Annotated in this window: 22 protein-coding genes; 21 read left to right on the top strand and 1 reads right to left on the bottom strand. The window is 39.2% G+C overall.

The genetic code is table 11. The features are described from left to right. Positions 1-18: 18 nt before the first annotated feature. Positions 19-603, bottom strand: a complete 585-nt coding sequence (locus QZ407_RS11815; protein ID WP_295771244.1) for a TetR/AcrR family transcriptional regulator — start codon at positions 601-603, stop codon at positions 19-21. Positions 604-906: 303 nt separating this feature from the next. On the opposite strand from QZ407_RS11815, the gene QZ407_RS11810 reads away from it, so the two are divergent. From QZ407_RS11810 to QZ407_RS11710, 21 genes are all read left to right on the top strand, one after another. Next, a complete protein-coding gene (locus QZ407_RS11810; protein WP_295771242.1) occupies positions 907-1,410 on the top strand; it encodes an ArsR family transcriptional regulator in 504 nt (167 codons plus the stop codon). A gap of 37 nt (positions 1,411-1,447) precedes the next feature. Then, on the top strand, positions 1,448-3,241 hold the full coding sequence (locus QZ407_RS11805; RefSeq protein WP_295771240.1) for an ABC transporter ATP-binding protein: 1,794 nt from the start codon (positions 1,448-1,450) through the stop codon (positions 3,239-3,241). Positions 3,242-3,279: 38 nt separating this feature from the next. Then, a complete protein-coding gene (locus QZ407_RS11800; protein WP_295771237.1) occupies positions 3,280-4,560 on the top strand; it encodes a UDP-N-acetylglucosamine 1-carboxyvinyltransferase in 1,281 nt (426 codons plus the stop codon). Positions 4,561-4,584: 24 nt separating this feature from the next. Beyond that, a complete protein-coding gene (gene murB, locus QZ407_RS11795; RefSeq protein ID WP_295771234.1) occupies positions 4,585-5,442 on the top strand; it encodes a UDP-N-acetylmuramate dehydrogenase in 858 nt (285 codons plus the stop codon). A gap of 9 nt (positions 5,443-5,451) precedes the next feature. Then, positions 5,452-6,639, top strand: coding sequence for a hypothetical protein (locus QZ407_RS11790; RefSeq protein WP_295771231.1), 1,188 nt, complete (start codon positions 5,452-5,454; stop codon positions 6,637-6,639). Between the two features lie 28 nt (positions 6,640-6,667). Next, positions 6,668-7,549, top strand: coding sequence for a glycosyltransferase family 2 protein (locus QZ407_RS11785; RefSeq protein WP_295771229.1), 882 nt, complete (start codon positions 6,668-6,670; stop codon positions 7,547-7,549). A 33-nt stretch (positions 7,550-7,582) separates the two neighbouring features. After that, positions 7,583-8,782 (top strand): glycosyltransferase, encoded by a 1,200-nt coding sequence (locus QZ407_RS11780; RefSeq protein WP_295771226.1) that lies wholly within the window; start codon positions 7,583-7,585, stop codon positions 8,780-8,782. A gap of 3 nt (positions 8,783-8,785) precedes the next feature. Next, a complete protein-coding gene (locus tag QZ407_RS11775; protein WP_295771224.1) occupies positions 8,786-9,544 on the top strand; it encodes a glycosyltransferase family 2 protein in 759 nt (252 codons plus the stop codon). Next, a complete protein-coding gene (locus tag QZ407_RS11770; RefSeq protein ID WP_295771222.1) occupies positions 9,544-10,485 on the top strand; it encodes a DUF6625 family protein in 942 nt (313 codons plus the stop codon). The genes QZ407_RS11775 and QZ407_RS11770 overlap by 1 nt, the downstream gene beginning before the upstream one ends. After that, positions 10,485-10,976, top strand: coding sequence for an acyltransferase (locus QZ407_RS11765; RefSeq protein WP_295771220.1), 492 nt, complete (start codon positions 10,485-10,487; stop codon positions 10,974-10,976). The genes QZ407_RS11770 and QZ407_RS11765 overlap by 1 nt, the downstream gene beginning before the upstream one ends. Positions 10,977-10,986: 10 nt before the next feature. Continuing rightward, positions 10,987-11,841: a hypothetical protein gene (locus QZ407_RS11760; RefSeq protein ID WP_295771217.1), complete on the top strand. Its 855-nt coding sequence runs from the start codon at positions 10,987-10,989 to the stop codon at positions 11,839-11,841. Positions 11,842-11,869: 28 nt separating this feature from the next. Next, positions 11,870-12,928: an acyltransferase gene (locus tag QZ407_RS11755; protein ID WP_295771215.1), complete on the top strand. Its 1,059-nt coding sequence runs from the start codon at positions 11,870-11,872 to the stop codon at positions 12,926-12,928. A gap of 27 nt (positions 12,929-12,955) precedes the next feature. Continuing rightward, entirely contained in the window at positions 12,956-13,771 is an 816-nt protein-coding gene (locus QZ407_RS11750; protein WP_295771212.1) for a glycosyltransferase, read from the top strand. A gap of 28 nt (positions 13,772-13,799) precedes the next feature. Further along, on the top strand, positions 13,800-14,351 hold the full coding sequence (locus QZ407_RS11745; protein WP_295771209.1) for an acyltransferase: 552 nt from the start codon (positions 13,800-13,802) through the stop codon (positions 14,349-14,351). A 3-nt stretch (positions 14,352-14,354) separates the two neighbouring features. Then, entirely contained in the window at positions 14,355-15,449 is a 1,095-nt protein-coding gene (locus QZ407_RS11740; protein ID WP_295771207.1) for a glycosyltransferase family 4 protein, read from the top strand. Positions 15,450-15,451: 2 nt separating this feature from the next. Beyond that, the gene (locus QZ407_RS11735) at positions 15,452-16,021 is read left to right on the top strand and encodes an acyltransferase (protein WP_295771205.1); all 570 of its coding nucleotides are present in this window, start codon (positions 15,452-15,454) and stop codon (positions 16,019-16,021) included. Positions 16,022-16,213: 192 nt separating this feature from the next. Beyond that, entirely contained in the window at positions 16,214-17,239 is a 1,026-nt protein-coding gene (locus tag QZ407_RS11730; RefSeq protein WP_295771203.1) for a glycosyltransferase family 4 protein, read from the top strand. A 4-nt stretch (positions 17,240-17,243) separates the two neighbouring features. Continuing rightward, positions 17,244-18,482 (top strand): glycosyltransferase family 4 protein, encoded by a 1,239-nt coding sequence (locus tag QZ407_RS11725; RefSeq protein WP_295771201.1) that lies wholly within the window; start codon positions 17,244-17,246, stop codon positions 18,480-18,482. Between the two features lie 14 nt (positions 18,483-18,496). Continuing rightward, positions 18,497-19,864, top strand: a complete 1,368-nt coding sequence (locus QZ407_RS11720; protein ID WP_295771199.1) for a hypothetical protein — start codon at positions 18,497-18,499, stop codon at positions 19,862-19,864. Beyond that, complete coding sequence (locus QZ407_RS11715; RefSeq protein WP_295771196.1) at positions 19,861-21,006, top strand: glycosyltransferase family 1 protein; 1,146 nt, start codon at positions 19,861-19,863, stop codon at positions 21,004-21,006. The genes QZ407_RS11720 and QZ407_RS11715 overlap by 4 nt, the downstream gene beginning before the upstream one ends. Positions 21,007-21,010: 4 nt before the next feature. Continuing rightward, positions 21,011-21,676: a hypothetical protein gene (locus tag QZ407_RS11710; RefSeq protein ID WP_295771194.1), complete on the top strand. Its 666-nt coding sequence runs from the start codon at positions 21,011-21,013 to the stop codon at positions 21,674-21,676. The last annotated feature ends 1 nt before the right edge of the window (position 21,677 follow it).

The raw sequence follows: 21,677 nt of genomic DNA, 5'->3' as shown, positions 1-21,677 counted from the left end.
TTCAAAAAATAAAAAAAATCAGAAGAGCAAATCCATAATAATTTGCTTTCGTGCCTTAATCAGCTTGTTATATCGGCTATCGGTAAGTCCGAACATTTGTTTGTGCAACGGAGCCATCAACAATGGGTAAGTTAGCAGCGAGAAAAGATTAATAGCAAACTGCAAAGGATCCATGCTCTTGATAGTGCCTGCATCCATCTCATCTTTTATTTCCTTTAAAAATTTTTTTATCTTCTTCGACTCATCCTCATCATGATATTTAGAAGGATCGAGAATCATTTCAGTCACCAAAAATGTTTCCTGGTATGGAAACTCAGTAACCTCGGCCAGGTAAACTTCGATCAAGCGTTCAATTTTATCTTTAAATAAAAGATCAGATCCCATTACAGCATCAAACCTTGCGGTAAGTTCCTGCATAGCTTCTCTAAATACCTTTTCAATTAAAATATCTCTTGACCTGAAGTAGTAGTGCAGTAAAGTACGGGTGACACCTGCAGCATCAGCAATATCCTGCGTGGTAGCATGAAGTTTACCTTCGGCAAAGAAGACGCGTTTGGCAGTGTCCTTTATTAGTTGTTCAGTTCCTGTATCTCTTGCACCCATTTGTTTGACAAAAATGTCAAACATTTTTGGAAAGAATACTTCGGATTTTTAAATATGAGAGAAAGATGATAAACTTAATTGAAATTTGAACAGCATCTAATATAAAAAGCACGTTAGTGAAATAATAATCAGCATCAATTAAAAGTATTTAAAATAATTGATCGCATATTTGAAAGTTCATGCATTAATCATAAATTAATTGAAAATTTGTTTCTAAACATACTTTGAGTACTTTTGTTACTCAAAGTACAAGCATCAATGCTAGACGCGCTGATTACATCCAAAACAAGACTGAAGTTGCTGATGAAGTTTTTTCTTAACGGCGATAACAAATCTTATTTGCGCGGTTTAGAAACGGAGTTTGGTGAGTCGAGCAACGCTATTAGAATTGAGCTTAATCGCTTTGAAGATGCCGGTTTGCTAATATCAGCAGTAGATGGTAATAAAAAGATTTATCAGGCTAACAAAAAGCATTCGGTTTATAAAGACATTTATAACCTGCTTATAAAGTTTGTTGGTATTGATGAAATAATTGAAAAGGTATTACGCCGTGTGGGAGAGTTGCACTCAGCTTATGTGATAGGCGACTTTGCAAGAGGCATTGATAATAAGATAATAGACCTGATGCTGGTAGGTAATAACCTTGACAAAATGTATGTTTACGGTCAGGTTGAAAAGGTGGAGCGTTTAATTGGAAGGAAAGTGCGTACGCTGATTGTTTCAAATGAGGAGGCGGATAGTTTCATAGAAAACAACCCTCATTTGTTAATATGGAATTGTGACACTGATACGGGCATTAAAGCCTGATTTATATTAGTTAAATGTTAAATTATATAACAGCTGTATGGCTTTAAACTTAAAACACTCTCCGTTTGGGTATTTCAGATACTTTTATGACACGTTGGGTAACCAGTTGCTGTTTAATATAGTTCTTTCTGTGTTTCTTGGCCTGCTTGATGGTCTTGGTTTAGCTCTTTTTATTCCCCTGCTGCAATTTGTAAATGATGGCAGTAACGCAGCCTCAGCAAATACTATGGGAGGCATGTCCTTTGTAATTCATGCTTTTGGCTGGGTTGGTTTACCTGTAAATTTATTTACTGTACTAGCATTTATGGTGCTGGTATTTGTGATTAAAGGACTTGTAAATTACTGGTTGTCAATGGAACAGGTTGATTTGCGTCAGCGCTATATGATTGCGTTACGTATGAAGCAAATTGTTGACTTGGATAACCTTAGCTACCAAGGCTTTTTAAAACTTGACGCCGGACGTATTCAAAATGCAGTAACTGCCGAGGTTGGCAAAAACATACAAGCAATGATCCAGTTTTTAGGGACATTGAAATCCATCCTTGTGTTAATTGCTTACATTGTATTGGCCTTTATAGCTAACTGGCAATTTGCATTCTTTATTATTGCAGGTGGTGCGCTTTCCAATTTTCTGTATAAGCAAATTACTGAAAGCGTTAAAGCAACATCTATCGAAATATCCAAAAGAGGTAATTTATTTAGTGGCTTTATTATACAAGCAATACAATCATTTAAATACTTAAAAGCAACCAACTATTTCCTGGGCTTTTCGGGCAAGTTAAAAGATGTTATTGATGAGGTTGTGAGGCTTAACCGCAAAATAGGCAGGTGGCAATCCGTAACAGCCAGCACCCGCGAGCCTGTGATTATTTTGATTGTTGCTGTGGTGATTATAGTTCAGGTGAACTTTATGGGGAGTTCATTAGGATCAATACTTTTAAGCTTGTTGCTTTTTTACAGAGCACTCAACGGTTTGGTGTTGGTGCAAATGTCATGGCAAGGCTTTATGCAAAACCTTGGCGGCCTGCAAACGATAGCCGATTTAAAGGTGCTTATGCATGAAGAGCGTGAAGTTCAGCCTGAAATAAGCTTTACGAAATTCGAAAAAAGCATCGAGCTTAAAAACTTAACCTTTTGCTACAATAACAAGCCCGCCTTAAGCAACATCAATATGGTAATACCAAAGAATCATACTGTTGCATTCATTGGCGAAAGTGGATCAGGCAAATCAACTTTAGCTAACGTTATAACCACGTTATTAAAAACCTCCGATGGTGAGTTTTTGGTTGACGGAAAAAACATTTACGACTACAACCTTGATAGTTTCAGAGGCCATATTGGCTATATCTCTCAAGAGCCAGTTATATTCTCTGACGATGTTTATAACAACGTTACTTTTTGGGCACCCCGTACGCCCGAAAATGAGGAAAGATTTTGGAGCGTGATTAAGAAGGTATCGCTGGTGGAGTTTGTTGATAATTTGGAAAATAAGGAAAATACCACGCTGGGCGATAACGGCATCTTAATGTCGGGCGGGCAAAAGCAACGAATATCTATAGCCCGCGAGTTGTTCAAGCAGGTTGATATATTGATTCTCGATGAAGCAACCTCGGCTCTTGATTCACAAACAGAAAGATTTATTCAAGACAGTATTGATGAGTTGCAGGGCGAGTATACGATGATTGTGATAGCTCACCGGTTATCAACTATAAAAAATGCTGATACCATCTACTTATTAGATAAAGGACAACTGCTTGCATCAGGCAACTATAATGAGTTGCTTGGTATTTCAGAGCGCTTTCAAAAAATGGTATCATTACAACACGTTTAATCTCAATTAACCATACCAATAACCAAACATTCTATAATATGAAATCCAACTTAAAGGCACATATACAGGGCGGCCAAACACCATCGGGTAAAGTGCGTGTTAGTGGGGCTAAAAATGCCAGTACACGTTTGCTTAGTGCTGCTTTAATTGCCGATGAAACAGTTACCCTTAACAACTTTCCTACCGAACTGGTTGATGCGCGCTATAAAATGGATTTCATTGAAAAGTGTGGCGGTAAAGTTACAGTAGATGAAAAGTTAGAATCAGTTACGGTTAACCCGGCTGACTATAAAGATATCGAGCTTGCTGACTATAATTACCCAATCCGTACTACTTATTTACTGGTAGCCGGTTTAATCAAAAGATCGGGTATTGCACGCATACCATATCCTGGTGGCTGTAAAATTGGCGACAGGGGTTACGATTTGCACATGATGGTATGGCAACAACTTGGTGCAACCGTTACCGAAAAGCCCGACTATATTGAAGTAAGTGCGCCAAACGGCTTTCAGCCGGGCGAAATTAACTTCCCAATATCAACCATTGGCGGTACAGAGAATGCTTTAATATCGGCCTCTATCGTTGATGGCGAAACCATTATTAAAAATGCTTACATCAGCCCCGAGGTTGATAGCCTTATTCAGTTTTTACGCACATTGGGTGCAAAAATTGATGTGGTTGGTAACAGCTTCATCAGAGTAGTAGGCGCAAAATATTTGCGTGGTTCTATCTTCCAGGTTATGCCAGATCGTATTGAGGCAATTACCTGGATTGTTTACGGCATCATATCAGGTGGTCGTATAACTGTAGAAGATGTACCTTTCGATACCATGGAGATTCCGCTTATTCATCTTAAGCACATGGGTATTGATTTGTACAGGAATGATAAAAACGTTATTGTATCTCCGGAGTGTTTAACTAACGGACAAATTCAACCATTTGAGCTTGCCTGCGGTACTCACCCTGGTATTATATCTGACATGCAGCCGTTTTACACCATGTTAGGCCTGCACGCCAACGGCAAAAGCCGGATTTTTGACTACCGTTATCCGGAACGTTTAAAATATTGCGGCGAGCTTAATAAATTTTACGACAACGCCCTTACATGGACACCCGGTGCAATAACCGTTGAAGGTGGTAAAGGCATAACTAGTGCAGATGCGCAATCAACAGACTTACGTGGTAGCATGGCTGTAGTAATTGCAGGGTTATTAGCTAAAGGTAACTCAACTATACATAATGTTGAAATGGCCTTACGTGGTTACAACAACATGGAACAAAAGCTGCGCAACTTAGGCGTTACCATCACTGTTGAATAAGTACAGTAAATTCGCTGTTTACCTATGAAAGCATTTAGTAATTTTAATTTACGGGAATACAACTCATACCGTTTGAGTGCTGTATGCCGCAATGCCTACTTCCCCGAGTATGATGAGGATATCAGAACGTTGTTCTCTGATCCGAATGATAAGAAAATTGTACTCGGAGGCGGATACAACATTATTCTTTCGCAAGATTACTATGATGCTGATTTCGTAGTTTTTTCAGGCACTTACAACAATATTTCGCTTGTGGGCGACGATCAGGTAATGTGCCAGGCCGGAGTTGATATGAAAGAGCTTAGTGAATTTGCTCTAGCTAACGAGCTTACCGGTTTAGAAATCTATTACGATATCCCCAGTTCATTAGGTGGCGCAGTTGTGATGAATGCCGGTGCAGGTGGTGAAGATATTAAGGCACTGCTTGTAGAGGTTTATTATTACGACCCTAACACTGATGCTTTCAATACCATCAGCGTTAGCGATATAAACTTCGAATACCGGAACAGCTTTTTTCAGAAAAACCCAGAAATGATTGTTTGTCGTGCTCTTTTGCAATTGAAAAAGGGCAATGTAGATGAGATCAAAGCCAAAATGGACAAGACCAAGGAGGCTCGGTGGGCAAAACAACCACGCGAATTTCCAAACGCAGGCAGCGTTTTCAAGCGTCCACCCGGAAGATTTGTTGGCCCTATGATTGATGAACTTGGTCTTAAAGGCTTCGCAGTAGGCGGGGCAAAGGTATCTGAAAAGCATAGCGGTTTCATCATTAACTATGCCGATGCAAAAGGTTCTGATATACTTTCACTTATCAGTAGTGTTAAGGCAAAGGTACAGGACGCGTTTGGTGTTGATTTAGAAGTTGAACAAAGGGTAATATAGATTTACTATATGAGCAATGTTGCTTTTTATTTTTCCTCTGTTGTTGGTATAAATACCGGTAAAGGCGGCGCTTATTATAGCTTGCTCACGTACCGCAATGAACTGCAGCGCGAGTATGGCACTCAGGTTATACATTATAACGAACTGAGCCATCCTACGGTTATTGATGCGGAAACAGACGTTTTACTAAAGCCGGCACAATCATTTACAGAAAAGTATAACGAACTAAGGAAATACTTTAAAGAGTACAGGCCTGAAGCTATATTTTCATTCTCGCAAAAGTCGCTTACATTATTGTTAAGGTGGTTTTGCCTTATTTATGGATGTAAATTTATTTACGTTCGTGCGGGCGGGGGGAACTACAAGCTTACACAGTTCTTTAATAACATCATCTTTTACTCCAATGAAAATATGGAGTTTTGTAAAGGCAAACAGGTGAAAAACTCGTATTTGGTTAGTAACAGGGTAGAGGTACCTCAACCTAACAACCAAAGAGTTTCACAATTTACCACCGCTAATCCTGCTGATGCCGATAGTTTGAAGATACTTAGGGTGTCGCGCATCAATTTCAAATACCTGCAAACATTTATATCGGCCATTAACCAGCATAAACGCTTTAGGCAAATGGGGGTAAATGTGATTACCCACCTGATAGGATTTGAAGAAGATGCTCAGGCTGCTGAAGAAATAAAAAAGCAAATTGAAGGCGTTGAAGGAATAAAGCTGTTTACTGATGCCGAACATACCAGCAACACCCAGGAGCTGATACCTTATTATGACGTTGTTATTGGTATTGGCCGTGGTTTTTGGGAAGCAGTAGCATACGGAAAGCTGGTTTTAGGTTTTGCCTCAAACTCAGAAGTGCCGGTGTTAGTTACCCCTCAAAATATTGACACTTTTATAAAATACAATTTTTCTGACAGGGTAAAGCTTGATAGCTTCGAAACATTTGTAGATGCCTATCCTGAATTCAAAAACAACAAATTCAAAGAAGGTTACATTAATGACCTCCGAACTGTCTTTGATGAGCACTACTCATCTGCATTCCTGGTTCAAAAGCTTAAAAAGGTGATTGCCGATAGTCATAGAGAAGACTTCATGAGTATAGCAAATTCCTGTATGGTAATCGATAATCGCGTGGAATTTAAACAGGGCATCAAAAAAATAATAAAGGGAACGAAACCCAGTGTCAAATAAGATAACTTATAAGTCTGCATAGTTTTAAATGATATCTGTTATTATACCATGTTATAATTCTGCTGAGTTCTTGCACAGAGCTGTAGATAGCGTTATTGCGCAAACATATGGTAATTGGGAATTAATACTGGTGAATAACAATAGTAAAGATGATACGCAGAAAGTTATTGAAAAATATGTACAGCAATACCCTGATAAGATAATCGGAGTAAATGAATTGGCGCCAGGATCGGCAGCAGCCCGTAATTTCGGGTTAAAGCTTGCGAAAGGGGAGTGGCTACAGTTTTTAGATGCCGATGACGAGCTGAAACCTAACCGGTTTGAGCTACTGGTGAATATTGATGTTGTGCATGAAAACGATATTATAACAACTGCTTACAACTATATTGAAGATGGAGTTGTGAAAAATGCAAACGCAGCCCATTACGATGAAGATATTTGGTTAAGATTAATCAGCTCACAACTGGGTCGCACCAGTGCCGTACTATGGAGAAAGCAGGCTGTTATAGCCGCTGGAGGATGGGACACTGATAAAACATCGTCGCAGGAGTATAACCTGATATTTAAAATGCTGAAGAACGGAGCTCGTTTAACATCATTTGCCGATAGAACGGTTAACATTTATGCAACCGCCAATTCAATCTCCAGATCAGTAGACAAAACTAAGAGGTTGAAAATTGTTGATAATTATATTCAACTGAGAGAAAATATAAGGGCGTATTTAAGAGAAGTTGGTCAATTGACAAAAAAAAGGCAAGAAGCGATAGACAGTCTTATTTTTGATAATAGCATTCAGTATTTTGACTTAGCCCCTTTGAAAATGTTTATCAAATCGATAGCCTGTAAGTCAATTGGTTTAAAGCACAGGCTTAAGTGTTATAAAGCAGCGTTAAGCCAGCTAAAAAGCTAAATGGTTGTTTTCCAAACAATAAATTAAGTTTAAGTGAAAGTATTACACGTAAATACCGTAGATTTTGGTGGTGCTGCTACAGCATGTTTACGCATACACAAAGGTTTGCTTAAACATGGCATCGATTCAAAAGTGCTGTTTTTACAACGTACAAAGAACAACCCCGAAACTTATGAATTTACCGGCCCGCAAAAAGGTAAATTAGGTAAGATAGCAGATAGAGTTACAGGTAAAGTAAAATATTTGCGTAATCGTGCTAAGGTAGTTGCTTTGCAAAGCAAGCTTAAGCCCGGCATGATCTACTCCGAGCCTACTTCGGAATATGATATTACACAAAGCCCGTTGTATCAGGAGGCCGATATTATTCAGCTGAACTGGGTACGTGGCCTTGTTGATGAACCTTCCTTTTTTGCCAAAAATACCAAGCCAGTGGTTTGGCGTATGCCCGATTTGTATACCTGCGGCGGCGGTTATCACTATGAACTTGGATTTCCGTTTGAAGCGCTTGAGCCGGAGCTTAAAGCCAACGAAGTCGTAAGGAAGAAAGCTCTTGAGGGTGCTGACTTGACTATGGTACCTATATCAAATTGGGTTAAAGAAAAGGCAGATAAAAGTAATATCATAGGTAGGTTTAATAAAAGGGTAATTCATAATGGAATTGATAGCGAAATTTTCAGACCACATGATGCCTTTTTTGCTCGCAAGGTTTTCAATCTTCCATTAGATAAAACTATACTTCTTTTTGGTTCAGACATTCCACATGATGAACGTAAAGGCTACGGGTTACTGCTGGAAGCATTGAAACAAATAGACAATTCGAACCTGTGCATCTGTGTGTTCGGAAGCGGGGTGGTACCCGAGGCAGCTAATGTTTACCAGGTTGGTCATATCAATGATGATCGTCTATTGAGTATCCTGTATTCTGCGGCTGATTACTTTGTGATGCCATCAGTTGAAGAAGCTTTTGGGCAGGTAACCATTGAATCGGCTGCTTGTGGCACTCCGGTAGTAAGTTTTCCCAATGGAGGAAGTAAGGACATTATAATTGAAGGCCTTAACGGTTGTTTAGCTACCGACTTTACGGCTGACGCGTTAGCTACCGCACTAAAAAAAGCGTTGAGCACAAATTTCGACCGCGAAGCCATCATTGCTGATACGCTTAAGCGCTTTAATATTAACGACAAAATAAACGAGTACATATCACTTTATAAATCACTGTTAAAGCACAAGTAGTTAATGAAGCTTTCTGTAATCACCATAAATTTTAATAACGCTGCCGGCTTGCAAAAAACTATGCAATCGGTAACCAGCCAAACTTTTAACGATTATGAGTACATTGTTATTGATGGCGGATCGACCGATGAAAGTGTTGATGTTATTAAAAAATATGAATCAGGGCTTACTTATTGGGTAAGCGAAAGGGATAAGGGTATTTGGAACGCTATGAACAAGGGTATAGCAGTTGCCAAAGGTGATTACTGCATATTCATGAATTCAGGCGATTACTTAGTAGCTCCTGATATTTTGCAAAAGGCATCAGCTTACTTAAGCGGTAAGGAAATAATTTACGGTGATGTATATTTCATTTTTGGTGATGGCTCGGTTACAATGCCTGTGCACGAGCCCGATATGGACTTGTTTAAACTTACCTATACCAATTTACCCCACCAGGCAACTTTTATTAAAACCACTTTGCTTAATAAATTAGGTGGGTATAAGGAGGAATACAAGGTAGCGTCAGACTGGTTTTTTCTGGTTCAGTCTTTAATTGAGCATCATGCTCAGTTTGAAAAGATTCCTCTCATTATAAGCTATTTCGATAAAACCGGTGTGTCGAGCACTACCGATTCGGGACATGAGGGCATTGATGCTATAAGAAAGCACTACCCTTATTTAATTCCGCAAATTGAGCGCAATAATGAGTTACGATATTATCAGCTTTCCAAACCACATCAGTTGCTTAAAAAGCTGTTATTTAAAATTAAAGGTAGGTAATGAGTAATAACAGTTCAGTACAACCCAAAGTTGCTTTCATTATTCCTTATTACGGGAAGTTTCCGGCTTACTTCAGCCTGTTTTTTGATTCTGTCAAAAACCTTCCGGTCGATCTCATTATGTTCGCCGAACAGCAGCCTGCAATGGCCTTGCCGACAAACGTTAAAATTATACTTAAGCCTTATGCCAAAATACAAGAACTCTTTAATAGTAAATTAGGTATAAAGGTAGCTTTCAACAAACCTTATAAGTTTTGCGATCTTAAACCAGCATACGGTTATATTTTTGAAGAGTATCTAACAGGCTATGACTTTTGGGGATCTGTAGATACCGATCTGATTTTAGGCAACTTTAATAAGTTTGTTAGCACTGAGTTACTTAACAGAATAGATTTTTACAGTGGCATAAAGGAATATGTTTCGGGCTCATTCTTTTTGCTCAGAAACACAGAACGGTGCAATAAACTTTTCATGAAAAGCCGCGATTGGCAAAAAAGCTTTCAGGAAGTTGAGTATACGGGTTTTGACGAATGCGGAGGTAGCTTTTTTAAGCAATTAAAAGACGGCGCAAACATTAAGGATTTAAACACCAATGTACAAAGCTTTACCGAGCTTGTATTTGATGAGCGTGAATTGGGTTTACGATGTCATTTTGAAGATACATTGCTTGAGCCGAAAGGGGAAGAGCCGGTGACAGTAAACCAAAATCAAATTTTGTACAGAGGGGAGGAATACTTACTGGTTCACTTTATATATTTTAAAGCCACTTACTATTTTTATATAAATACACAGCTTAAGCCGCCGTATTACATCAATAGTTTAGGAACTTTCAAGAAATTCCCGTCGAAGGTGAATATGTTGTTATCGGCAAACTTTGTCAATGCCTGCCGCAATAAAGTAAACATCAATTTAAGAAAGATAGACAAACGCTTAAAAATCTAATGATTAAAAAAATAGTATTCAGGCTAGAACGCTGGTTTTTAGGGTTAAAAAGTGAGCGGATGAAAGGAGACTTTAAGCGTTGTGGAACTAACGTTTCGGTTGATGCTACCTGCCAGGTAATTTACCCGCAAAACTTTGCAATTGGCGACAATTCTCTCATAGCACCTTACACAACCATCTACGCCGCTTTTGGGGTTACTGTAGGTAAAAATTGCTTAATATCAAGTAATTGTGGAATTTCTTCAATTAATCATGTCATTAACTCTGATGATCGTCATCGCGATGATCAGGACAATATTAAATATTCTAAACCTGTAGTTATTGACGACAATGTTTGGATTGGAATGAATGTATGCGTTCTTCCCGGCGTAACAATAGGCAAAAATTCAATTATAGGATCTGGTAGCGTGGTTACCAAAAGTGTTCCGCCTAATGAAATATGGGTGGGTAACCCTGCACGCTTTATCAAAAAACTCGAATTAAACGCATAAACGTACAGCAATGATATTAGAAAGAATTGTAACGCTTGCTAACGAGCATTCCAAAATTCGTTTTTTAGCTATGGAGCGGTCTTTAAGGGCTACTGGTTGTACGTTGCCGCTTTACGTAATTCCTTATGATGACAATAAGTTTGAATTGCCTGAGAACGCAACTTGGTGGGAGATGCCAGAAATTACAAGCTGGATTGATAAAAATAAATTATGGCCTGCTTTCCGCAAAATTCAATGCCTAACTTTACCTAATTACCAGTTTGTAGATAGCGACGTTATTTTCTTCAAAAACCCTGAAGATACACTTAAGCCGCTTAATGGCTTCATTACCTCATGCACGCACTGGATGGCGCCCGAACATACATTTACGGACGAAACATTGCGGTATATAAAAGCTAAAACAACTACCTGGACAAGATTAATTTTTAACAGCGGGCAATTTGCCTGCGATAAGGTGCTTTACCAGGCAGACGAATTAATGCGCTTTTGTGAAACTAATTTTACCGAGACGTTATTTCATAAAAATTACTTATACAAAGATCAGCCTGGTATAAATATTTTGGTTAACTGTGCCGATGTAGAAATAAGTAATGTGACCATGCCTCCTGTATCAATGGCATCTACATGGGCTGGTGATTATACAGACGAAGCTTCTTTTGAACGTTTCGAGAAACACGATAAACCTTATTTTATACATTGGGCAGGCGTGCCATTAACTAGCCGCAACTATATACATCAATACTTTTTTAAGTTTTTAACAGCAGAAGAAAACGGTGCATTCAAGTTGGAGGGTGTACGAAGACTTAAGTTTAAAGACCGGATGAGGATTAAAATAAAGGCTATCCTTAACATCCTTAAAAACTAAGTGCTGTAAAGCATAACTACTCAAAATAATGCTTAAAGAATTAGACGGTTTCAGAGCACTGGCGGTGACATTGGTTGTTCTGTTCCACGTAGGTTTTTATGTCAATGCCATACCCGGTTTCAATGAAATTATTGGAACAGGTTATTTAGGCGTTCAGGTGTTTTTTATTTTAAGCAGCTTGTTGCTTTCAAGGCAGTATTTGCTTTATTACCCTCAAACTACCGATAAGAAGCAATACACGATAAGTTTTTTCAGGAAGCGGCTTTTAAGAATAGTTCCACTTTATTTAGTCTCATCGGCAGTACTTGCCATACTCAACTATCAAAACTTAACATTCTCACTCTGGAACATGATCAAATATGTTTTATTTATAAGTGATGACTTGCACATAAACGTTGTTACGTGGTCGTTGTTGGTGGAGGTGCGCTTTTACCTGCTGCTGCCTGTAATAATGGAGGTTTTATTTTATTTAAAGCAGCGCAATGTAAGCGTATTTGTAGTGCCTGTTGTTATCATATTGTACTCCTATACATATCGCTACGTGCAGCTTACCTATTTTAATGACAAAGACATGCTTGAAAGACTGTACTCGTCATTATCATCTAATATTGATTGCCTTGGCTGGGGAATAATTGCAGCTGTTATATTTGAAAAATATAAAGGGGTATTGCTCAGGCAAAACCTTACCGTGCCTGTAATACTTATACTGCTGGTAGCAATCTACGCAATTATGCACGTAAGATATCACCATTATTTTCCCGGCTTACAAAAGCTTATTGTGCCTGTAAACAATATACTGTGGACATCACTTATTACCTTAGTAATGCTCGCAAAAACAACTATATTCAACAAAACATTATCAGCCCAGGTTGCAGTTTATATATCGATGCTGTCGTACAGTATTTACCTTTGGCATTTGCCAATAAGGGTTTATATTGATACGTTACTAACAAAAATGATGACTGGTGCCTTGGCTAAGTACATGATGCTGACCGAGCTTGCCTTGGTAATTGTTGTAACCATGATAGTTTCAGCTTTAAGCTATCGTTTTATTGAAAAGCCTTTTTTGAAAAAGAAGGTAGCCTGATATTGATTTTGCATTAAACAACCGGACATGAATTTCTCAATAGTCATTCCCACCTGTAACCGTAACAAACTGCTTGGTATTTGCCTGGAGAAGCTCTTGCCTGGTGTACAAACGGGTAACCACAATTATGAGATTATTGTAACCGATGATAGCACCGGTAACATTGCTAAAAGCTTTATTGAAGAACATTATCTTCATGTGAGATGGGTGGCCGGCCCTAAACGCGGACCTGCAGCAAACCGTAACAATGGCGCAAATCAGGCACAGAACGCATGGCTAATTTTTTTGGATGATGACTGTGAGCCGGATAACAATATCATTGATAATTATGCAGCTCATATTCAAACCAACCCCGAAATTAAAGTAATGGAAGGGGCGATATATTCGGATGATGTGATTGATCCTCTGTTTACTGCTCCAATAAATTTAACAGGCGGCCACCTATGGTCATGCAATTTTGCAATTGCTAAGCAACTTTTTGATGAAATTGGGGGCTTTGATGAAAATTACAAATTTCCAAATTTAGAAGATAACGATTTAAATAAGCGGGTTAGGTTAGCGGGCAATAAAGTGCCTTTTGTAAGCTCGGCAAGGGTTTACCATCCTCCTCGCCCAATTGCATCCCCGAAAAAATTTGCCCGTTACCACGAAAGTTGGATGTACTATCATGCTAAGTTTGGTGAGCCAAAAACCTTAAAAGATTTACTGGTAACCATATCAAGAGCCCGGTTAACTACTATCAAGAACGCTCCTAAAGGTTTAGGTTCTGCAAAAGCACTCTATAATTACTTTGTTGAAATTATTTTAACGGTTAACAACAGTCGTAAATGGAAAAAAGTGTAATGCTCATCTCACAAGCCTCAGTTTAAACATGTCTTTAAAATCTGCCGTAAAACAAGCTCTATTAAAATTCAGATTACGTGGTGTAAACTATCGTAACCTAATTGATCCTTACACCTACATTGGTAAGTTTACAACGCTTAAAACAGCTGATGATAGAAGTACCATAAATTTTAATCAGCATGTTGATTTGCATAACTATGTGTCATTAATTGCCGAAGATGGTGGTGAGATCATATTTGGCAAGCGCGTATCTATAGGCGATTATTCTACTTTAAGGGCAAGCCGCGCTAAAATTAGTATTGGCAATAACACTATGCTTGGCCAAGGTGTAAAGCTTATTTCAACCAATCACGCCTATAAAGATAAAAATCGCCTTATTCATGAACAGGACATTGATACCGAAAAAATTGGTATAACCATTGGTGCTGACTGCTGGCTGGGTGCAGGTTGTGTTGTTTTACCAGGTGTTGCAATTGCCGATGGTGTAGTTGTAGGAGCAAACGCAGTAGTTACCAAAGATGTACCCGAATATGCTATAGTGGTAGGTATTCCGGCCAAAATAATCAGCTACAGGTCTTAAATTATGGAAAATAAAATCATAGTTCATGTTTCTCAAATAGACATCTCGCCCGAAACAGGAATGGGCCGGGTTGAATATTTTTGGAAAGATGCATTTGAAAGAGCTGGTTACGAGTTTATTCATATAGGGCCTGCTCAGGTAGGTCCGCTGAAACATACGGCCTTATTTCCGCGCAAAGCCTATCAGTATTTTAAAGGCCTTAAAATCAAGCCTGTTAGTTTTATAGTTCATGAACCTGCCGCAGGTGCTTTTTCAAAAAAAGGTATACCTTGTTTTGTTGAAAGCCATGGCGTTGAGCGTCGGTATTGGGATGCAACCTTGAATGGCACAGTACCCGGAGCCGATGATGAACCGATTAAGTGGCGCACAAGAATCCTTTTCCCTATATGGCGCTTACGCGGGTGCGATAAAGGACTACGCCATGCCGACAAGCTTTTACTGATTAATACAGACGATAAAGAATACGTTAAACAAAAGTATAATCGTAGCGAGCAGGATATTTATGTATTCAAAAACGGTGTAACTCCAATTTCTGATGTTAAGGTATCTGAAGATAGCGGTTTTACAGTACTGTTTAATGCGAGTTGGGTAATACGTAAAGGCATTAAGATTTTAATTAAAGCCGCCGAACTACTGCAAAAAGAAGGTTTGCAAATTAATTATTTACTTATAGGTACTAGTAAAGACGAGCAAACGGTTTTAAATGACTGGCCCGAAACTCTTAAGCCAAACGTAAAAGTTGTTCCGCGTTTTCAACAGCAAGATGAGGTTAGTTATTTAGCTAAAGCCTCTGTATTGGTATTGCCCAGCTACGCCGAAGGTCAGCCGCTTAGCCTTTTACAAGCTATGGCGGCAGGCAAATGTGTAATTACTTCCAACAGCGATGGGCAAAAAGACATGATCACAAACGGTGTAAATGGCTTCCTGTTTACAAATGGAAATTACGTTGAGCTTGCAACAGCAATCAAACATTGTTATAGTAATCCACAAACAGTCAGCGAAGTTGGGAAAAACGCATTAGCTTATACTGAAGATCGTAATTGGCAAAACGTATCAGATCAAGTTGTTGAATTTGTTTTAGCCAATAGCAAATCATAATTATGAGTTACTTTTTACAGCACGGCTTTTTTGTGTTAAGGGTAAGATACCTAAATAAATTAGGCAGTGGACTACGCAAGTTACGCTACGGTTTACTGGGAATGAAAGTTGGCAAAAACACTACATTGCCATTAATACACGTCACCTGGCCTCATCAGTTAGCTATTGGAAATAATTGCTTACTTGAGCGTAATATATATTTTAAATACGACGGAATTTGGAAGTCCGGCCCATCAATTAAAATTTACGATAACGTTTTTGTAGGAACCGGGTGTGAATTCAATATCACTAAAGGCATAACCATTGGTAACGACTCTCTTATTGCCTCGGGTTGCCGTTTTGTTGATCACGATCATGGTATGCAACAAGGTCAGTTAATGCGTTTACAAAATGGTCCGGAAGAAGCTATTAGTGTAGGCCAGAATGTATGGATTGGCTGCAATGTGGTCGTATTGAAAGGTGTAACAATAGGTGATGGAGCAATTGTGGCTGCCGGCTCAGTGGTTAACAAAAGTATTCCATCAAATGAAATTTGGGGCGGGGTACCTGCTAAAAAACTTAAAGACAGGTAAATTTGAAAGCCCTAACGTTCAAAGGGCGATCAAGCATTTAATGTCATTATTAAATAAAGAATTTAAATATTTATATTATCTTTAGCGGTTGTAAGTAAAAACGATAATAAAACTATCTATTCTTTGAAATAATCATTAATTACATCAATAGAATTTTTAATTTTTGTTACTTTACTTCATCATCTACCTATTTTGAAAATATTATTCTTATCATACAAGTTCTATCCCGATGTGGGTGGCATTGAAACCATGTCTGACGTGGTTTGCAATGCTTTACACGCCCGCGGATATGAGATAAAGGTAGTAACCACATCTGCTGCAAACACTGCAACACAAAATCGTGATTATCCGGTAATTCGCAATCCCTCAAAAATGCAGTTGTTAAAACTTCATTTTTGGGCCGATCTTGTATTTGAAAATAACCCCAGCCTGAATTTATCATGGCCAAATTTGCTAAGCGGTAAGCCGTTGGTAGTAGCATTGCACACCTGGATTTCCAGGGTTGATGGGCAAAAGGGCATTCAAGATAAGCTTAAGCAATTTTGGTTAAAAAAAGCCGAAAGTGTAATAGCATGTAGTAAAGCCATTGCATTAGCTTGCCATCCTAAAGCCACCATTATAGCAAACCCTTATAATGACGACCTGTTTAAAGTCAAACCCCAAATTCGTCGTGATAAGAAGTTTGCGTTTTTGGGTAGGCTGGTTTCTGATAAAGGAGCAAACATAGCTTTGAAGGCGTTCCACGGTTTTGTTGAAAAATCAGGAAACGCAAACGCGACTTTAACTATCATAGGTCAGGGTCCTGAGTTGGAAAGTCTTCAGCGCGAGGCTAAAAATCTCCAAATAGATGGTAAAGTTTATTTTGAAGGCACCAAAAAAGGTGAGGCTTTGGTAAATACATTAAATGAGCATCAATATATGCTGATTCCTTCTGTTTGGGAGGAGCCGTTCGGCTTGGTAGCTCTTGAAGGAATGGCCTGCGGCTGTATACCTGTAGCATCAAATAGCGGCGGATTAAGTGAAGCAGTTGGTAAAGGAGGCATCTTATTTGAAAAAGGAAATGTTGACGATCTTGTTGATAAACTCATTAACTTAGAAAACGACCAACAACTCAGACAAACGCTTATACTAAACGGCGTTGAGCACCTCAATTTGCATAAACAAGCTTATGTTATGGATAAATATGTTCATGCTATTAATCAGGCACTAAATAAATAACAGCATGGGTAACGTTATTGTATTGCATCCAACCGGAAATACCTTTTTAAGGGCTATTGCAACAACCTTGGCAAAAGCAGGTAAATTGGAAGCGTTTTACACTTCGGTAGCCTCTTTCCCTGGTTCAACACTGCAAAAACTTGGCGGCATTGGGCCATTGAGCGAAATTAAACGCCGTGAATTTGATCCCATTTTGCAGCCTTATACACACATGTATCCCTGGATAGAGTTAGGACATGTAATAAGTAATAAACTCAAGTTTAAAAGTCTTACTGCACACGAAAAAGGTGTGTTTAGTATGGATAACATTTACCAAAGTTTAGATAAGCATGTTGCCGGCCAGCTTCCAAAGTATTCAAAAGCAGGTTTAAGCAGTGTTTATGCGTATGAAGATGGCGCACTGGCCACGTTTGAAAAAGCAAAAGCCATGAATTTAAAACGCGCATATGATTTACCTATTGCTTATTGGGAAACCGGGCGCAGATTAATGAGCGAAGAAGCTGAGCGCCTGCCACAATGGGCTGTAACGCTGGGTGGCGGCATACAGGATTCGCCAGCAAAGCTTGAGCGTAAGGTTGCCGAATTACAACTGGCAGATGCGGTTATAGTGCCAGGCAATTTTGTAAAAGATTCACTGCCTGATTGGGCTCAAAATAAAGAGGTTATAGTTTCTCCTTTTGGTTCGCCGGTAACTCCAAGCTATAATGCTGCTACAAAGCAACGTGACCCTAATAAGCCGCTGAGAGTATTGTTTGCAGGTTCAATGGGTCAGCGTAAAGGGTTAGGAGATTTGTTTGAGGCTGTAAAAATGCTTAACACTACTAATGTTGAATTGGTGGTTATGGGTTCGTTATTAACCGATGCTGGTTTCTATAAAAATCAGTTTCCGGGTTTTACTTATGAAAAAGGGCGTCCTCATGCACAAGTGCTTGAATTAATGCGCACTTGTGATGTATTCTGCTTACCTTCAATTGTTGAAGGCAGGGCATTGGTTATGCAGGAAGCCATGAGCCAGGGACTTCCGCTTATTATAACACCTAACACCGGTGGTGATGATTTGGTTATAGAGGGCGAAACAGGTTTCCTGGTGCCAATCAGATCGCCCGAAGCAATTGCCGAAAAGATTACATGGTTTCTTGAAAATAGGGACAAGATACAAAACATGGGCATACGTGCACAACAACATGCGGCAGCCTATACCTGGGAGAAGTACGCAAGTAACATTATGCCTGCTATTATTTAGTAAATTAGATTACCTTGATAATAGTCAAAGACATATTAAGTTTTTTAAAGAGCTTTAAAAAGGACAAAAAGCGTCGTTTAAGTAATAAAGAAAAACAGATTGCTGATTTAAAGCGCTGGATTTGGATATACTTTTGGCTTTTGGTTTTTGAGGGTGCTTTACGTAAGTGGGTGTTGCCGTTTTTGGCTACGCCACTTCTCATCGTGCGCGACCCAATAGCTATAATTCTTATTGTTAAAGCCCAAAATGCCGGCTTTTTTAAAATTAATACAAATATAATGGTGTCGTGGCTGGTTACTGTTATATCATTAATTATGGCGTTACTAGTTGGGCATCATAATATATATGTAGCACTTTTTGGTGCACGTATAATGTTTTTGCACTTTCCGTTGATATTTATAATTGGCGCTATATTCAACCGCGACGATGTTTTAAGGCTGGGAGAGATAGTGCTATGGCTGGCCATACCGATGACTGTTTTAATTGGATTGCAGTTTTACAGTCCGCAAAGTGCCTGGGTTAACCGTGGCATAGGTGGTGATGAGGCCGGAGGTGGCTTTGCCGGTGCCATGGGTTACTTTAGGCCACCCGGAACGTTTTCTTTTACCAATGGTGTGGTATCGTTCTTTGGTTTAGTTGGAGCCTACGTTTTCTATTTCTGGCTGGATGAAAGTTTGGTAATTAAAAAGTGGTTTTTAATAGTGGTTACAGGCTGCCTTGTTGCTGCTATACCACTTTCCATTAGTCGTACATTTTTATTTCAAATAATAATCAGTGCCCTGTTTGCTACTATCGTAGCCATACGTAACCCGCGGCTTACCGGTAAATTTGCCATGGCGGGCATTGCTGTATTCATATTGCTTACGGTATTAGGTAAAGCCAGTTTTTTTCAAACAGGTACGCAGGCATTTAATGAGCGTCTCACCGTAGCAAACAATGCCGAAGGCGGAACAGAGGGCGTGTTTTTTGGACGCTTTATTGGTGGTTTACTTGGTGGTTTAACCGAAAACGAAAAGGTACCTTTTTTTGGGTATGGATTGGGCTTAGGCACCAACGCCGGTGCGCGCTTACAAACGGGTACAAATAAATTTCTCTTCAATGCCGAAGTAGAATGGGGGCGTATAATTGGCGAAATGGGATTTTTGCTTGGCGTAATAATAATTTTTATAAGGGTTGGCGTTACGCTCGATGTTACACTAAAGTCATACTCGGCACTGGCAAAGAAGAATTTTTTACCTTGGATGCTACTTAGCTTTATTTTAGTAAATCTTGCCCAGGGACAATGGGCGCAGCCAACAGCTCTGGGGTTTGGTGCATTAACCGGAGGCTTAATATTTGCCGCTCTCAGACAAAACAAGAAAAAGTTTATTGCTCGTTCATGAAAGTTATCCTGATATCAAATTATATACCCGACAGGCAGGAAAGCATGAAACGTTTTGCCGAGATGTTGCATCGTGAATATCCAAAACGTGGAGTGGAAACTGAACTTTGGTTTCCTAATGTAATATTAGGCAAAGGGTTTAAATCAACCAATACAGGTATAGGAAAATGGCTGGGGTATATTGATAAATGGATTTTATTTCCGCTTATAATTCGCTGGCGGATTCTAATTAAAGGCTTAAATAAGCCCGACATTTCTTTTCATGTTTGCGATCATTCAAATTCTCCTTATTTGGCGCACCTGCCCCAAAATAAAACGGTGATTACGGCGCATGATATGATTGCCATACGTGGTGGTTTGGGATATGCTGATTCGCATCAGCAGGCTTCTTCTTTTGGTAAAATACTTCAAAAGTGGATTTTAGGTAACCTGAAAAAAGCGAAAAAGCTTGCATCTGTATCTGCATTTACACTTAACCAGTTAAAAGAGCTTGCACCTGACGCAAGTGCCAATTACACAAACTGGAAAGTTATATTAAATCCATTCAACGCTGATTTTGGAAAGCTAAACACCAATCAGATTCATCAAGTATTGTCTACATCTGGTGTAGCCATAAATCAAAACTTTATATTGCATATCGGCTCGGGCTTACAGCGAAAAAACCGTGTTATGCTGGTGAAAATGGTAGAGGAGTTAGGGCCAAAATGGAACGGTATGGTTTGTTACGCAGGAGAGGAACCTGACGCAGACCTTTTAAACGCTGTTGAAAGATCAGGCCTCAAAGAGCGTGTTGTTTTTATCAGCAAACCCTCGCATGAATTATTACGGGCGTTGTACAATGCTTGTGAGGCCTTTGTATTTCCATCATTTAATGAAGGCTTTGGCTGGCCTCTTATTGAGGCACAAGCATGCGGGGCTGCAGTAATAGCAAGTAGTTATGAACCCATGCCCGAAGTTAGCGGCGGAGCAGCACTTTACGCAGATCCGCATAATCCTTCACAATTTGCCCAAGCACTACTAAAGCTGCAAGACGAAGCTTTTAAAAATGATTTGATTAAAAGAGGTTTTGAAAATTGTGAGCGCTTTGAAATGGAGAAAATTATTCAGCAATATATAGCATTACATAAACTGCCGGTAGCTTAATAACATGTTTTTAAAACTAATAGCATCAATACTTCCATGGTCGCTAAAAAGGCGGGCACTGCAAAAGTGGTTTGGATATGATCTACATCCCTCGGCTAAAATTGGATTAGCCTGGGCATTTCCGCGAAGTATGACTATGAAGGCAGGTTCGCGCATTGATCATTTCACTACTGCTGTACATCTTGATTACATTGAACTTGGGCAAAATGCAACAATAGGAAGAAGTAATTGGATTACCGGTTTTAGTACTTATGATACGCAAACCAAACACTTTAAGCATCAGCAAAATCGTAAAGCTGAATTGATTTTGGGAGATGAAGCCGCAATAACAAAAAATCATCATATTGATTGCACCAGTGCTATTCATATCGGAAAGTTTTCAACTATTGCAGGTTATAACTCGCAGTTACTTACTCACTCAATTGATGTATTTGAAAACAGGCAAGACAGCTCACCAATAACAATTGGTGATTATTGCTTTGTGGGAACTAACGTTGTGGTTCTTGGAGGATCTGTTTTACCTTCCCATTCAGTTTTGGGTGCCAAATCACTATTAAGTAAAACATTTTCTGATACATGGACTTTGTACGCCGGCGTTCCGGCTAAAGCCATTAAAACCATACCGCAAACAGCTAAATACTTTACCCGAACAGAAGGCTTTGTGCATTAAT

Origin of the sequence: uncultured Mucilaginibacter sp., from assembly GCF_913773635.1 — a bacterium.
Classification (GTDB): Bacteria; Bacteroidota; Bacteroidia; order Sphingobacteriales; family Sphingobacteriaceae; genus Mucilaginibacter.
The sequence above is the reverse complement of the archived record's forward strand: the minus strand, read 5'-3'. Positions and strand labels throughout refer to the sequence as shown.

Excerpts from the sequence above, each read along its gene's own strand:
- QZ407_RS11815 (WP_295771244.1), bottom strand. The coding sequence starts at position 603 with ATGGGTGCAAGAGATACAGGAACTGAACAACTAATAAAGGACACTGCC.
- QZ407_RS11810 (WP_295771242.1), top strand. The coding sequence starts at position 907 with ATGAAGTTTTTTCTTAACGGCGATAACAAATCTTATTTGCGCGGTTTA.
- QZ407_RS11805 (WP_295771240.1), top strand. The coding sequence starts at position 1,448 with ATGGCTTTAAACTTAAAACACTCTCCGTTTGGGTATTTCAGATACTTT.
- QZ407_RS11800 (WP_295771237.1), top strand. The coding sequence starts at position 3,280 with ATGAAATCCAACTTAAAGGCACATATACAGGGCGGCCAAACACCATCG.
- murB (WP_295771234.1), top strand. The coding sequence starts at position 4,585 with ATGAAAGCATTTAGTAATTTTAATTTACGGGAATACAACTCATACCGT.
- QZ407_RS11790 (WP_295771231.1), top strand. The coding sequence starts at position 5,452 with ATGAGCAATGTTGCTTTTTATTTTTCCTCTGTTGTTGGTATAAATACC.
- QZ407_RS11785 (WP_295771229.1), top strand. The coding sequence starts at position 6,668 with ATGATATCTGTTATTATACCATGTTATAATTCTGCTGAGTTCTTGCAC.
- QZ407_RS11775 (WP_295771224.1), top strand. The coding sequence starts at position 8,786 with ATGAAGCTTTCTGTAATCACCATAAATTTTAATAACGCTGCCGGCTTG.
- QZ407_RS11770 (WP_295771222.1), top strand. The coding sequence starts at position 9,544 with ATGAGTAATAACAGTTCAGTACAACCCAAAGTTGCTTTCATTATTCCT.
- QZ407_RS11765 (WP_295771220.1), top strand. The coding sequence starts at position 10,485 with ATGATTAAAAAAATAGTATTCAGGCTAGAACGCTGGTTTTTAGGGTTA.
- QZ407_RS11760 (WP_295771217.1), top strand. The coding sequence starts at position 10,987 with ATGATATTAGAAAGAATTGTAACGCTTGCTAACGAGCATTCCAAAATT.
- QZ407_RS11755 (WP_295771215.1), top strand. The coding sequence starts at position 11,870 with ATGCTTAAAGAATTAGACGGTTTCAGAGCACTGGCGGTGACATTGGTT.
- QZ407_RS11750 (WP_295771212.1), top strand. The coding sequence starts at position 12,956 with ATGAATTTCTCAATAGTCATTCCCACCTGTAACCGTAACAAACTGCTT.
- QZ407_RS11745 (WP_295771209.1), top strand. The coding sequence starts at position 13,800 with ATGTCTTTAAAATCTGCCGTAAAACAAGCTCTATTAAAATTCAGATTA.
- QZ407_RS11740 (WP_295771207.1), top strand. The coding sequence starts at position 14,355 with ATGGAAAATAAAATCATAGTTCATGTTTCTCAAATAGACATCTCGCCC.
- QZ407_RS11735 (WP_295771205.1), top strand. The coding sequence starts at position 15,452 with ATGAGTTACTTTTTACAGCACGGCTTTTTTGTGTTAAGGGTAAGATAC.
- QZ407_RS11725 (WP_295771201.1), top strand. The coding sequence starts at position 17,244 with ATGGGTAACGTTATTGTATTGCATCCAACCGGAAATACCTTTTTAAGG.
- QZ407_RS11715 (WP_295771196.1), top strand. The coding sequence starts at position 19,861 with ATGAAAGTTATCCTGATATCAAATTATATACCCGACAGGCAGGAAAGC.
- QZ407_RS11710 (WP_295771194.1), top strand. The coding sequence starts at position 21,011 with ATGTTTTTAAAACTAATAGCATCAATACTTCCATGGTCGCTAAAAAGG.